The following is a 12,738-nucleotide window of genomic DNA, read 5'->3' on the forward strand; positions in this document are numbered from 1 at the left end:
GAAGGATACTGTTACCCAAAAACGCGGATGCGCAACCGCCGGTACGGGAATGGGCGACTAAGGTCGTAAGCGTTCTAGCTTAAGCTTTGACAGGCTTGACCTTTCGGGCGGCCTCGGTGGCGCGCGTACGGGCGATATCGGTGGTCTCGCCACGCGCGATTGCGACACCCATTCGACGGCGCTCGAAGCTTTCTGGCTTGCCGAACAGGCGCAGCTCCGAGGTCGGTACGGCCAGAGCCTCGGCCACGCCATCATAGGCAATGCCGTCCGCTTCCATCCCGCCATAGATGACGGCGCTGGCCGCCGGCTCGCGCAAGGTCACATCGACGGGAAGGCCGAGGATGGCTCGGGCGTGCAGGGCGAACTCGCTCTGCTGTTGGCTGCCGAGGGTCACAAGGCCGGTATCGTGTGGACGCGGGCTGACTTCCGAGAACCAGACCTGATCGCCCTTCACGAACAGTTCGACGCCGAACACGCCCCAGCCGCCCAGAGCGTCCGTGACCTTGGCAGCGATGTCCTGTGCGGACTTCAGCGCGGCCTCGGTCATGGCTTGCGGCTGCCAGCTTTCGACGTAGTCGCCCTTGACCTGACGGTGTCCGATCGGGGCGCAGAAGTCCGTGCGGGTGATGCCGTCGACATCGCGCGAACGCACGGTCAGCAGGGTGATCTCGAAGTCGAAATCAATGCGGCCCTCGACGATGACCTTGCCACCCGCCACACGCCCCGACTGCTCGGCATGGTCCCATGCGGCCGCGATCTGGTCGGCGCTCTCGACATAGGACTGGCCCTTGCCCGAGGACGACATGACCGGCTTCACAAAGCAGGGGAAGCCAACCTTCTCAGCTCCCGCAGCCAGTTCCTCGGCGCTCGACGCAAAGGCATAGGCACTGGTCGGCACACCCAACTCCTCGGCGGCCAGACGGCGGATGCCCTCGCGGTTCATCGTCAGCTGTGTCGCGCGCGCGGTCGGCACCACCTTGGCCAGACCGGCATCCTCGATGAAGGCCAGCGCGTCGGTAGCGATGGCCTCAATCTCCGGCACGATGATGTGCGGGGCTTCGGCCATGATCAGGCCGTTCAGCACCTGCGGGTCGGTCATCGGGATGACGTGGCTGCGGTGCGCCACCTGCATGGCGGGCGCATTGGCATAGCGGTCCACCGCGATCACCTCCGCCCCGAGGCGCTGAAGCTCAATCGCCACCTCCTTGCCGAGTTCACCCGAGCCCAACAGCATGACGCGTACGGCGGAATCAGAAAGCGGCGTGCCGAGACGGAAAGGTTGGTTCACGGATTTACGGGCTCCTGCACAGGATAGGCACGGCTGAGGAAATCGATAGCCGAGGCCGAAAAGACGGTAGAATGGGTCTCCGAATGGCGTGGTTCGTACGCCCAGACCAGCCCCTTTGGCGGGTTATTTCGCAGTGCCGCGACCAAACGATCCATGCTCGCCTGCATTTGACCGCCTTCGTCGCCGATGGTCAGCAAGAGTTGCCGCTCGCCCTCGGGATGCGCGGCCAACAGGGCCGCAGCATGTTTGGACAGAGCCTCGCGGTCCCACCACAGGCTCGGACTAACTGCCAAGTACCGGTCGAACAGCGTGGGCTGTCGCAGATAAGTCTCGACGATGAACAGGGCTGCGGCGGACTCCCCCAGCACAGCATCATCGCCATTCGTGCGATAGCGGCCCTCGATCTGAGGTTTGACCTCTGTTTCGATATAGCGGCGGAAACGATCTGACTCTCCGTGGTTGGGCCATTGGCGCGCGATGCGACGGTCGGTCGAGCGCTGGGTCAACTCGTTCTGGCGATCTTCGGTGGCGATGCCGACGAGAATGGCAGGCCGCACGCGGCCGTCAGCCATAGCCGCGCCAATTCGGGCGCTATAGCTAGGCCAGTCCTGCGCCATACCTCCGTCCAGAAGATAGATGACCGGATATCGCTCCTGCGAGGTTTCGTATCCGAGCGGCAAAAGCACATTAACCTCGCGCACCTTGCCCATCACATCCGACAGGATCGTGAGCGGAATACTGCTCGCAGCTGTCGGGGCAGGTGAGGGCTCGGCCTGACCCGTGCTCGCTATGGCGCTCTCACCGCCAAAAACGAGACAGGCAGCAAACATCAACATGCGTAACATTGCGATCTCCGTATGTGCGCGCTGGCCATATCACCGCGTGAGGGCGAGCACGTCACCCCCTGATGGAATAACAAAAGGGCCGGTCAGTTTCCCGACCGGCCCTGCAATGCTGATTAAGCAGCCTGATTTTTAAAGGCGCTGCTTGGCCTGTTCGACCACAGCCTCGGCGGTGATGCCGAACTCTTTGTAGAGCACTTCGGCCGGAGCCGAGGCACCAAAGCCGGTCATGCCGACAAAGCCGCCGTCTTCGCCGATGAATTTGGCCCAGCCTTGTTCCAGACCGGCTTCGACCGCGATGCGGACCGTACCGCGAGCGATGACAGAGTCTTGGTAGGCCTTCGGCTGTTGGGCGAACAGCTCGAACGACGGGACCGAAACCACGCGGGTGGCGATGCCTTCGGCTTCCAGCTTTTCGGCGGCCTTCAGCGCGATGGCGACCTCGGTGCCGGTCGCGAACAGGCTGACCTTGGCTGCGCCATCGGCGGCCTTCAGCTCATAGGCACCCTTGCGCGACAGGTTCTCGCCAGCGTCAGTGGTGCGGACAGCCGGGGTCTTTTGACGCGACAGGCAAAGGGCCGATGGCATGGTCTTGTTCTGCAGGGCGACCTGCCAGCATTCCAGAGCCTCGACCGTGTCCGCCGGACGGAAGACCAGCAGGTTCGGAATGGCACGTAGAGCAGCCAGATGCTCGACCGGCTGGTGGGTCGGGCCGTCTTCGCCCAGACCGATAGAGTCGTGGGTCAGGACGTGCATCACGCGAATGCCCATCAGCGCGGCCAGACGGATCGCCGGACGGCTGTAGTCCGAGAACACCATGAAGGTGCCGCCGTAAGGAATGACGCCGCCGTGCAGGGCCATACCGTTCATGGCGGCGGCCATGCCGAACTCGCGGATGCCGTAGTTCACATAGCGGCCCTGATAGGTCGGGGCGTCAAAGATCTGGGTATTGGCGACGAAGGTGTTGTTAGAGCCGGTCAGGTCAGCCGAGCCGCCCACCAGTTCCGGAATCGCGTCGAAGACGGTGGCCAGAGCCTCGCCCGACGACTGGCGGGTCGCCATGGCAGGCTTATCGGCGACCAGTGCCTTCAGCTTGGCTTCCAGAACGGCGAACGCATTGTTGGGCAGATCGCCAGCCATGGCGCGGGTGAAGTCGTCACGCTGCGGGTGGTTCAGCAGGCGGGCTTCCCAAGCCTTACGGTGCTTGGCACCGGCCTTGCCGATCTTTTTCCATTCCTTGTCCAGATCAGCCGGAATCTCGAACGGAGCTGAGGTCCAGCCCATGGCCTGACGGGTGGCGGCGATTTCGACATCGCCCAGAGCCGCGCCGTGGGTCTTGTGGCTGCCTTCCATGGTGGCAGCGCCCTTGCCGATCTTGGTCTTGCAGGCGATCAGGGTCGGGACCGACTGCTTGGTCGCCCAAGCCAGAGCCTTCTTGATCTGGCCGTGGTCGTGGCCGTCAATGGCCTTTACCGCCCAGCCCGAAGCCTTGAAGCGGGCCAGTTGGTCGGTTGAGTCCGACAGGGCGACCGAGCCGTCGATGGTGATCGCGTTGTCGTCCCACAGCACCGTGAGCTTGTTCAGCTTCAGACGACCGGCCAGCGCGATGGCCTCTTGCGAAATGCCTTCCATCAGGCAGCCGTCACCGGCGATTACCCAGGTACGGTGGTCCACGAGGTCTTCGCCGAAGCGAGCGGCCAGATGGCGCTCTGCCATGGCGAAACCGACCGAGTGGGCAATGCCCTGACCAAGAGGGCCGGTGGTGACTTCAACGCCTTCGAGGTGGCCGTATTCTGGGTGGCCTGCGGTCTTTGAGCCCCACTGGCGGAAGTTTTCCAGCTGTTCGCGGGTGGCCTGCTTGTAACCGGTCAGGTGCAGCAGCGAATAAATCAGCATCGAGCCGTGACCGGCCGACAGAATGAAGCGGTCGCGGTCAGCCCAGTTCGGGGCCGAAGCATCAAACTTCAGGAATTTCGAAAACAGGACTGTCGCTACGTCCGCCATGCCCATTGGCATGCCCGGGTGGCCGCTCTTTGCCTTTTCTACGCCATCCATGGCCAGCACTCGGATGGCGTTTGCCATCATCTGCGGGGAGGGTTTCGAGAACATCGAAAGAGCGTCTGTCACGGCAAAGCCTTTTTCAGAACAGAGAAATGGGGACGGCGCCGCTTTACCCCGCCGCGCCTACGGGTTCTATAGCGAATCTGAAGAAAGGACGCATATGGACGCCTTGACTGCTGCCAAGGCCCGCATTGAACGGGCAATGAATGAGCTGGAGCGAAAGCTTCTGGAACTGCAAGACAAGTCCAAGACGGCAACTTTGCCGGATGATGACCTGTTCGCGCCGGATCCGTCTCAGGCTGGCAGTGCCGCTCGTGTGGCCGAATTGGAAGCTGCCGGACAGGAAGCCGCGTCCGCGCTGGCGGCTGCCGCCTCGGCGGTGCGCGAGATTCTGGAACAGCCAGCCGGCGAATCCATTACAGACCCTAGTGATGTATCCGAAGTGGAGTCGCGTTGATGGCGACAGTAACTGTTGAAGTGAATGGCCGCTCCTATCCCGTTGGCTGTGCCGACGGTCAGGAAGCGCGCGTCACCCAACTGGCGCAAGAGTTCAACAGCCGCGTCTCCCAGGTCGCCGATCAGGTCGGTCAGGTCGGTGACCTGAAGCTGTTCCTGATGGGCGCTTTGATGCTGGCCGACGAATTGTCAGAGGCCCGTCGGGGCCGTGTGGCACCGGCAGCGCCTGTGGCCGAGCCGGCTAACAATGACGGCGTGGCCGAGGCCCTGAACGCTGTCGCTTCCCGTCTCGAGAAACTGGCGCAAAGCTTTTAGCTGATACGCCCCCACTCCGCATCGCTGTCGCCCAAACGACGTCGCAGTGCGGCGCGGGGCAGTGCGCGTGCGCGCAAACGCGACGAACGCCAGTTGGACCTTCTGGACTGGCTGGATTCCCAGCCCAGCTATGATCCACGCACGACGACGCCGAAGGTTAGGCACAAGCCCAAGCTGGTCGCGGGGCTGGATGTGGACGAGGATCAACTGGATTTGGTCGAGCTGATTGCGAAAACTGTTCGGGCGGCCTGATCTTTGCCCCTTGAGCCGCAAGCCCGCTGGCCCTATCTAAGCCATTGGCGGGTCAGCTGCGGCCCTCGTCGGGGACTACATTCCTCCCGGCCTTAATCATCTCGAAGGGAGCTGTCCCTGCATGGGCCCGAGGGCCTGAGTATATGGCGCCCACCTGTCTTTCAGGTTCGAGAGGATTCATCGCCCCACGGTTCTTGTGGCGCCGCCAACCCAAAACCCCGTCCTGTTCCGCAGGGCGGGGTTTTGTGTTTCATAGCGCCATGGACAAAGCCGACATCCGCACCCGTATGCGCGCCGAACGCAAGCTGCTGAACCAGCCTGAGCGCGTCGCGGAGATCGTCGCACGGGCTTTGAGCCTGCCAGCGGGCGAAGTTGTCGCCCTCTATTCCGCCATCGGGGCCGAGGTTCCGACCGATGACTTGGCCACTGCACTGTTGGCCCAAGGCCGCACGCTTTGCCTTCCGGTCGTGACCTCGCGGGACCAGCCGATGGAGTTCCGCCTGTGGTCGCCGGGAGATCCTTTGGAAGATGACGAGGCCGGATGCCCTGCACCGCTGGACCTTGCCAGCACCATCGTCCCTGATCTGGTGATCACGCCGCTCGTGGCTTTCGACGCGCGCGGCTACCGGTTGGGGCAGGGGGGCGGCTATTATGACCGCACGTTTGAAGTCCTGACGGAGGCCGTCCGCGTAGGTCTCGCTTTCGCAGGGCAGGAGGTGGATGCCCTGCCTGTCGAGGCGCATGACATACGTCTGCATGGTGTTCTCACCGAGAACGGGTATAGAGCCTTGCTATGAGACTGGCTTTCTTCGGTGACGTAATCGGCAAGAGCGGACGCGATGGTCTAACAGACCACCTTCCGGGACTTCGCCGCGACCTTAAACTCGACTTCGTGGTCGTGAATGGCGAGAACGCCGCAGGCGGCTTCGGTATCACCGAACACACCGCTAACGAGATCTATGCCGCGGGGGCTGACGTCATCACGCTGGGCAACCACTCGTGGGACCAGCGCGAAGCCCTGACCTATATCGTGCGCGAGCCGCGCCTGATCCGTCCGGCCAACTATCCCAAGCTGATGGACGCACCGGGTCGTGGTGCCGACGTCTTCGTCACGCCTGACGGTATGCGCGTACTGGTCATCAATGTTCTGGGCCGTGTCCACATGGACCCGATGGACGACCCGTTCAGCGCGGTTGAGCGCGAACTGGAAGCCGCTCCGCTGGGCGTCGTGGCTGATGCCGTCATCGTCGACATTCATGCCGAAGTGACCGCCGAGAAGATGGGCATGGGCCATTTCTGCGATGGCCGCGCCTCGCTGGTTGTTGGCACCCACACTCACGTCCCGACCGCCGACGCGCAAATCCTTCCGGGCGGCACCGCCTTCCAGACGGACGCTGGCGGTTGCTGTGACTATGACTCGGTCATCGGCAACGACAAGGAAGAGCCGCTGCGCCGTTTCACCACCCGCCTGTCGGGTGGCCGCTACGCTCCGGCCCACGGTCCGGCCACGGTCTGCGGCGTCTTCGTCGAAACAGACGATCGCACCGGCCTTGCCAAGCGTATCGAACCCATCCGCATCGGTGGCCGCCTGAAACAGGCCATCCCCACGCTGTAAGGCCTCTAAATCTGTAGAAGATTTAATGAGGGCGGCTGCATCTGTGGCCGCCCTTTTTTGCATCTTACCCTCAGTACCAACAGGGTAAGCCTATGCATAAACTCACTGCCGCCGCCTTTGTCGTCGTCTCGCTCTTCATGGCTGGCCAACCCGCCAGTGCTCAATCGCCCGAGCCGGTGAAGGTCATGATTATCGGGGCATACCATTTCGGTAATCCGGGCATGGACCTTAACAACGCCCGCATTGCGCCGGTGACCACACCGGACAAGCAGGTCGAACTGGAAGCCCTGTCCAATCGCCTCATGGGCTTTGCGCCGACGGCGGTCGCGGTCGAGCGCGTGCCCCAGAACACGCAGACCCTGCTGGATCACGTCTATCCGACCTTCACCACCGAAGTGCTGACCACCCAGCCCGACGAGCGTTACCAGATCGGCTATCGACTGGCCGCCAAGATCGGAAACGGCCGCGTCTATGCCATCGATGAACAGTCGAACGAGCGCGACTACTTCCCCTTCGAGCCTGTGATGGCTTGGTGGAATGCAAACGGCCACACCGAAGCCTTTGCCAAGGTGAACGCCCCGATCGCGGCTTCTATGGCTGAACTGGAGCGTCGCCAATCCGTCGACAGCATCGGCGACATTCTGGCCGATATGAACCGGCCCCAAAGCATCCGGAATGATGCCGGCTTCTATTTCTCAGTCTTGACGGCAGGCGATGGGCAGTCACAACCGGGCGCAGCCCTCAACGCCGGCTGGTTCGAGCGTAATGCGCGCATCGTCAGCAAGCTCATGAGCGTCGCTCAGCCGGGGGATCGCATCGTCGTCGTCTATGGTGCCGGCCACGGCTATTGGCTGCGCCAGTTGATCGGCAACACCCCCGGCTTCGAGATCGAGGACGCGGTCCCGTATCTGGCCGAACCTGCCCGCTAAATATCGCGCCTTGCCCGCAAGCGCAGTCGCAGGGTCTCGCGACTGCGCAGGGTGATCTGGTGCACAGGTCTAGGCTCGATAGGCGTGATGGCCTCGACATCCGCCGCCTTCATGATCTCGGCCAGTGCCACTACAGCTTCCTGCATCGCGAACGCCGCACCGATGCAGATGCGCGGGCCGCCACTGAATGGCAACCAGGCATAGCGGTCGATGCTCTTGCGGTTCTCGGGCAGGAAGCGTTCCGGTTTGAACACATCCGGCTCGTCCCACAGCTTCTCGTGACGCTGGATCAGCCAAGGGGCGATGACGATGCTGTCGCCCGCCTTGACCTCATGACCCTCGATGACATCGTCGGCGACGGCCTGACGGATCATGGCGGGGGCAGGGGGGAACAGGCGCATCGCCTCCTCGATCACCGCCTTGTGCCAGACCAGCGACTTGATCGCGGAGGGCGAGCGGTCCCAGCCGTCGGCCTCTTCCTTCAGCTTGCCGGCCACCGCCTTGTCACGGGTGATCAGATGCAGGGTCCAGCCCAGCGTCCGCGCCGTCGTCTCGTGACCGGCAAGGATGAAGGTCAGGATGTTGGACATGACCTCGTGGTCAGACAGGCCCGAGCCGTCACCTTCTTCGTCCCGTGCCGACAGCAGGGCCGTCAGCAGGTCATCGGGCGCGTCCCCATCCTGCTCGATGCGCTTCCTGCGACGCGCCACCAGAGCCGCCACGCGCTCCTGAAAGAAGCGGGCATCACCACGCGTGACGATCTTGCCGAGACGGGGAATCCAGTCGGGCGCTTTCAGTGCATCCAGCGGGCTGATCCGCGCCCCGACATTGAGGAAGTTGTTCAGCGCCTTCTCGAAGCCCGCCGCATCGCCGTCCAGATCGTCCGAGAACATGGTGGCCGACAGGATGTCGAACGTCAGGCCGCTCATCCCGCTGTCGATGTTCAGAACCTTAGCACCGTCCTCCAGATGCCAGCTTTCCACACGGCGGCGACAAACGGCGTCCATGATCTCGGCGGTCTTGGCGGTATAGGCGGGGGTGAACAGCGGGGCCATGATCCGGCGCGCACGACGCCACTGGTCGCCCTCGGTCAGCAACAGACCATCGGCCAGCATTGGCCCCAGTACCCGCCGTTGCAGATCGCCCTTTTCATAGTTGAAGGCGTTGTCAGTCAGTACATGACGGACACCAACAGGATCACTGACCACCAGCGTCCGACCCAATGGCGAGGCACCGGCGACATACAGTTCCTTAAAGTGCAAACGGCCCCACAGCTTAAGCGGGTCACGCCAGCTTTGCAGCAGAAACGGCACCAAAGCCATGGGCTCGGTGCGTTGCTCGGGCACCCACGGGCGAAAACCCTGTGAAACCGATGCAGTCGAGGCGGCGGCGTCAGTCATGAAGCACTCCTTCTCATTACCGGGAGAGCATACTGACGATGTTGTCAAAAAGAAGGGATCAGTGTGACGGCCAGTCTGCGGGCAGTGTCACAGGATAACGTCCGTCAGCGGCGTGCGTTCAACTCGGCGAGTTCCGCAGTGCGGGTTGTGATGGTCCGGCGAGCCAGCGCCTTCAGTTGCACATCATCGCTGGTGGCGATGACCTCGCGCGCCTTGGCGATGGCGGCTTCGTGGTCAGCGATCATCTGCTCGACCAGCGCCTTGTCGGCCTCGGCAGTTTTCACAGGCTCGGGCGAGGAAATCGTCCCGTCCTTCACGGCCTGAGCGTGATAGTTGGCCGAAATCTCCCGTACCGCCTGATCCACAGGGTCGCCGCCGCCTTCGCAGGCAGCGACACCGAGAACAGCCAGGCACAGGAGATATCGACGCATCATAAAGTCCGTTCTTTGGTCAAAGGCCGATCTTGCGATCAGCCCTCGATCCAGTTCGGCATCCAGCTTTCGTGCATTTCTCGCAGGTGAGCGACCGGAATACGGAACAGCTCGCCAGTCGCCGCAGCACCGGCAAAGTCCTTACCGCCGACCTTGCCGACAACCGAAGCGACCAGACCGGCAGCCTTGGCCTTGGCCACGATTTCGTCGGCGTTGGTGACAGCCACCAGATAGCGGGCCTGATCTTCACCGAAGTAGAAGCCGTGGGCCGCAGCCTCTCCAGCGTTCAGTTCGACGCCAACGTCCGATGCCAGAGCGATATCGCCCGCAGCACCAACCAGACCGCCGTCCGACAGGTCGTGGACAACCGTCAGTTCGCCAGCTTCGATCAGCGAACGCACGAAGTCGCCGGTCTTGCGCTCCAGCTTCAGGTCCACCGGCGGCGGTGCACCGTCTTCACGGTTCAGCACTTCGCGCAGATAGATGGATGCGCCCAGCGAACCCTTGGTTTCGCCGATCAGCACAAGGGCATCGCCCTCGGCTGCGCCACCAAAGCCGGTGACAACGTCATAGTTCGGCAGCAGGCCGACAGCGCCGACGGTCGGCGTCGGCGGAATGGCGACGCCGTTGGTCTCGTTGTAGAGCGAGACGTTGCCCGAGACGACGGGGAAGTCCAGCTCGCGGCAAGCCTCGGCCATGCCGTCGGTGGCACGCACGATCTGGCCCATGATCTCAGGGCGCTGCGGGTTGCCGAAGTTCAGGTTGTCGGTGATGGCGATCGGGCGCGAACCCACCGCAGTCAGGTTACGCCAAGCCTCGGCCACAGCCTGCTTGCCGCCTTCATACGGATCGTTCTGGACGTAACGCGGGGTGCAGTCCGAAGTGACGGCCAGACCCTTTTCCGTGCCGTGAACACGAACCACGCCAGCATCAGCGCCGGTGGCCGAATCTTGCAGGGTGTCGGCCATCACGTGACGGTCGTACTGTTCCCAGATCCAGCGCTTGGACGCCATGTCCGGGCAGGTCAGGACCGACAACACTGCGTCGTTCCAGCTTTCCGGTGCCGGAACGTCGGCAGGCGTCAGGGCGGGATGCAGTTCCGGCTGCACCCATGGGCGGTCATACAGCGGCGCATCATCGAACAGCGGAGCCAGCGGCACGTCGCAGACGGTTTCGCCCTTGTGCTTCAGCACGAGGTGTCCGGTGTCGGTGGTCTTGCCGATGATGGCGAAGTCCAGACCCCACTTCTTGAAGATGCGGTAGCCGGTTTCTTCATAGCCCGGCTTCAGAACCGCGAGCATACGCTCCTGCGATTCCGACAGCATCATCTCATAGGCGGTCATTTCGGTTTCGCGCTGCGGAACCTTGTCGAGGTCCAGCTCGACGCCCACGCCGCCCTTACCGGCCATTTCGACCGACGAGGAGGTGAGGCCAGCGGCACCCATGTCCTGAATGGCGGCGACCGCGCCCGATTGCATCAGTTCAAGCGTGGCTTCGATCAGCAGCTTTTCTGCGAACGGGTCACCAACCTGAACGGTCGGGCGTTTGGCGTCCGACTCATCGTCGAACTCTGCCGACGACATGGTCGCGCCGTGGATGCCATCGCGGCCGGTCTTGGAGCCGAAGTAAACCACGTCGTGGCCCGCTTCCGGTGCGGCCGAATAATAGATCTCGTCGGCACGGGCCAAGCCTACGCACATGGCGTTGACGAGGATGTTGCCGTTGTAGCCCTTGTGGAAGTTGGTCTCGCCCGCAACAGTCGGAACGCCGACGCAGTTGCCGTAACCGGCGATACCGGCCACCACGCCCGATACCAGACGCTTGGACTTCTCGTGACCCGGCTCACCGAAACGCAGGGCGTTCAGCAGGGCCACAGGGCGTGCGCCCATGGTGAAGACGTCACGCATAATGCCGCCAACGCCCGTCGCCGCGCCTTGGAAAGGCTCGATGTAGGACGGGTGGTTGTGGCTCTCCATCTTGAAGATGCAGGCATCGCCGTCATCGATGTCGATGACGCCGGCGTTTTCACCCGGACCGCAGATCACGCGCTCGCCCGTAACGGGGAACTTCATCAGCTGCTTCTTCGATGATTTGTACGAGCAGTGCTCGGACCACATCACCGAGAACACGCCCAGCTCGACCTGATTGGGCTCACGGCCCAACCGGTCCAGCAGGACCTGATATTCGTTAGGGGCGAGGCCGTACTCTTCGGCCAGTTGGGCGATGGTCTTTTGGGGCGCGCTCATGGCGCGCGTATTAGCCTTGTACGGAGCATCTGTCAGCCACCGTTTGGCGACTGTTTTGTGTCAACCCACGCGCACCGCGCCACGACGCAGGCCAAAGGCAAAGATCACGCCGCCTACGACCAGCAGAAGCGCGGCACCCAAAGCCGTAAAGGCGAGCGCCGGCTGGGTTTCCTGTTCGGCGACAAAGGCACCGATCAGGCCCCATGCAATGGGCAGGGGATAGGCCAGCGTCCGCAGGGCCCAACTGACGCTCAAGCCGACGATTGTCACGACCACAACTGCTAGAATCGCCCAGCCTAGCGGAGAGAGGGCCGCCGGAAGGGCCTCCAGCCCTGTGGCCGTCGTAATCAGGTTGAGGGGCGATGCCACCGTCAGCCAACCCGCCAGGGCAGCCAGCGGCCAAATCAGCAGCATCCGGTCACGGTGCATCAATGGCGTAGAACGGATCACACCCGCCAGCGCCAACAGCGGCAACAGCACGGCCAGAAGGCTGGCGAAGATAACGATCACGCTGGCAGCCTTGAGGTTCAGCGCCGCCATGATGATCCATAGACCGATACCGAAGAACGCTACGGCTGAGGGCCAGCCCATCCGGTTGATCAGGGTGCTCTCACCCGTGTTGGGCAGTACCTGCCGGATCGCATAGGCCAAAATTCCTGCGTAGATCAGGCCCCAGATCGAGAAAGCATAGCCGGCGACCCGCAACGTCGAGTTGCCATCGGCGGCGAACTCGGCCTGCGTCAGTCCCCAGTTCAGCAGATTTTGCAGCAAGGGCACCACAACCGCGAACACGGCGGCGGCCAGTACCACCAGACGGCGGGTTTTCTGTGCGGGGGACGGACGGACGATCGACATGGCAGCTCCCAACCATGACCTGCGGAGTTACAGGCAACGGCATAACTA

At 62.8% G+C, this 12,738-nt stretch carries 13 protein-coding genes and 1 other RNA gene; 7 read left to right on the top strand and 7 right to left on the bottom strand.

Annotated elements, in window-relative coordinates; genetic code table 11:
* Positions 1–79 precede the first annotated feature (79 nt).
* The 3 genes from purT to tkt all read right to left on the bottom strand — a co-directional run bounded on the left by purT (position 80) and on the right by tkt (position 4,239).
* The gene (gene purT, locus LOX95_RS07080; protein ID WP_242913775.1) at positions 80–1,288 is read right to left on the bottom strand and encodes a formate-dependent phosphoribosylglycinamide formyltransferase; all 1,209 of its coding nucleotides are present in this window, start codon (positions 1,286–1,288) and stop codon (positions 80–82) included.
* On the bottom strand, positions 1,285–2,133 hold the full coding sequence (locus LOX95_RS07085; protein WP_242913776.1) for an alpha/beta hydrolase: 849 nt from the start codon (positions 2,131–2,133) through the stop codon (positions 1,285–1,287). The genes purT and LOX95_RS07085 overlap by 4 nt, the downstream gene beginning before the upstream one ends.
* 129 nt (positions 2,134–2,262) lie before the next feature.
* Positions 2,263–4,239 (bottom strand): transketolase, encoded by a 1,977-nt coding sequence (gene tkt, locus LOX95_RS07090; RefSeq protein WP_282452731.1) that lies wholly within the window; start codon positions 4,237–4,239, stop codon positions 2,263–2,265.
* A 112-nt stretch (positions 4,240–4,351) separates the two neighbouring features.
* Between tkt and LOX95_RS07095 the strand changes: the two genes are divergently transcribed.
* The 7 genes from LOX95_RS07095 (at position 4,352) to LOX95_RS07125 (ending at position 7,758) form a co-directional block, all read left to right on the top strand.
* Positions 4,352–4,648 carry a hypothetical protein gene (locus LOX95_RS07095; protein WP_242913777.1) on the top strand — a complete coding sequence of 99 codons (297 nt, stop codon included), beginning with the start codon at positions 4,352–4,354 and terminating at the stop codon, positions 4,646–4,648.
* Entirely contained in the window at positions 4,648–4,962 is a 315-nt protein-coding gene (locus tag LOX95_RS07100) for a cell division protein ZapA (RefSeq protein WP_242913778.1), read from the top strand. The genes LOX95_RS07095 and LOX95_RS07100 overlap by 1 nt, the downstream gene beginning before the upstream one ends.
* A 93-nt stretch (positions 4,963–5,055) precedes the next feature.
* Positions 5,056–5,214 (top strand): hypothetical protein, encoded by a 159-nt coding sequence (locus LOX95_RS07105; RefSeq protein ID WP_242913779.1) that lies wholly within the window; start codon positions 5,056–5,058, stop codon positions 5,212–5,214.
* 50 nt (positions 5,215–5,264) lie between these two features.
* Positions 5,265–5,421, top strand: a non-coding RNA gene (gene ssrS, locus LOX95_RS07110) — 6S RNA.
* A 53-nt stretch (positions 5,422–5,474) separates the two neighbouring features.
* The gene (locus tag LOX95_RS07115) at positions 5,475–6,011 is read left to right on the top strand and encodes a 5-formyltetrahydrofolate cyclo-ligase (RefSeq protein ID WP_242913780.1); all 537 of its coding nucleotides are present in this window, start codon (positions 5,475–5,477) and stop codon (positions 6,009–6,011) included.
* On the top strand, positions 6,008–6,829 hold the full coding sequence (locus LOX95_RS07120; protein WP_242913781.1) for a TIGR00282 family metallophosphoesterase: 822 nt from the start codon (positions 6,008–6,010) through the stop codon (positions 6,827–6,829). Before LOX95_RS07115 ends, LOX95_RS07120 begins: the two co-directional genes overlap by 4 nt.
* A gap of 92 nt (positions 6,830–6,921) precedes the next feature.
* Positions 6,922–7,758, top strand: a complete 837-nt coding sequence (locus tag LOX95_RS07125) for a DUF5694 domain-containing protein (protein ID WP_242913782.1) — start codon at positions 6,922–6,924, stop codon at positions 7,756–7,758.
* Here LOX95_RS07125 and LOX95_RS07130 read toward each other — a convergent pair.
* The 4 genes from LOX95_RS07130 to LOX95_RS07145 form a co-directional block, all read right to left on the bottom strand.
* Positions 7,755–9,158 carry a cytochrome P450 gene (locus tag LOX95_RS07130; RefSeq protein WP_242913783.1) on the bottom strand — a complete coding sequence of 468 codons (1,404 nt, stop codon included), beginning with the start codon at positions 9,156–9,158 and terminating at the stop codon, positions 7,755–7,757. The two genes, LOX95_RS07125 and LOX95_RS07130, sit on opposite strands and share 4 nt — an antisense overlap.
* A gap of 104 nt (positions 9,159–9,262) precedes the next feature.
* Complete coding sequence (locus tag LOX95_RS07135) at positions 9,263–9,592, bottom strand: DUF305 domain-containing protein (RefSeq protein ID WP_242913784.1); 330 nt, start codon at positions 9,590–9,592, stop codon at positions 9,263–9,265.
* 35 nt (positions 9,593–9,627) lie between these two features.
* Complete coding sequence (purL, locus tag LOX95_RS07140) at positions 9,628–11,835, bottom strand: phosphoribosylformylglycinamidine synthase subunit PurL (protein WP_242913785.1); 2,208 nt, start codon at positions 11,833–11,835, stop codon at positions 9,628–9,630.
* A 60-nt stretch (positions 11,836–11,895) separates the two neighbouring features.
* Positions 11,896–12,690: a hypothetical protein gene (locus LOX95_RS07145; RefSeq protein ID WP_242913786.1), complete on the bottom strand. Its 795-nt coding sequence runs from the start codon at positions 12,688–12,690 to the stop codon at positions 11,896–11,898.
* Positions 12,691–12,738 lie beyond the last annotated feature (48 nt).

Origin of the sequence: Brevundimonas pishanensis (assembly GCF_022750635.1) — a bacterium.
Taxonomy (GTDB): domain Bacteria; phylum Pseudomonadota; class Alphaproteobacteria; order Caulobacterales; family Caulobacteraceae; genus Brevundimonas; species Brevundimonas pishanensis.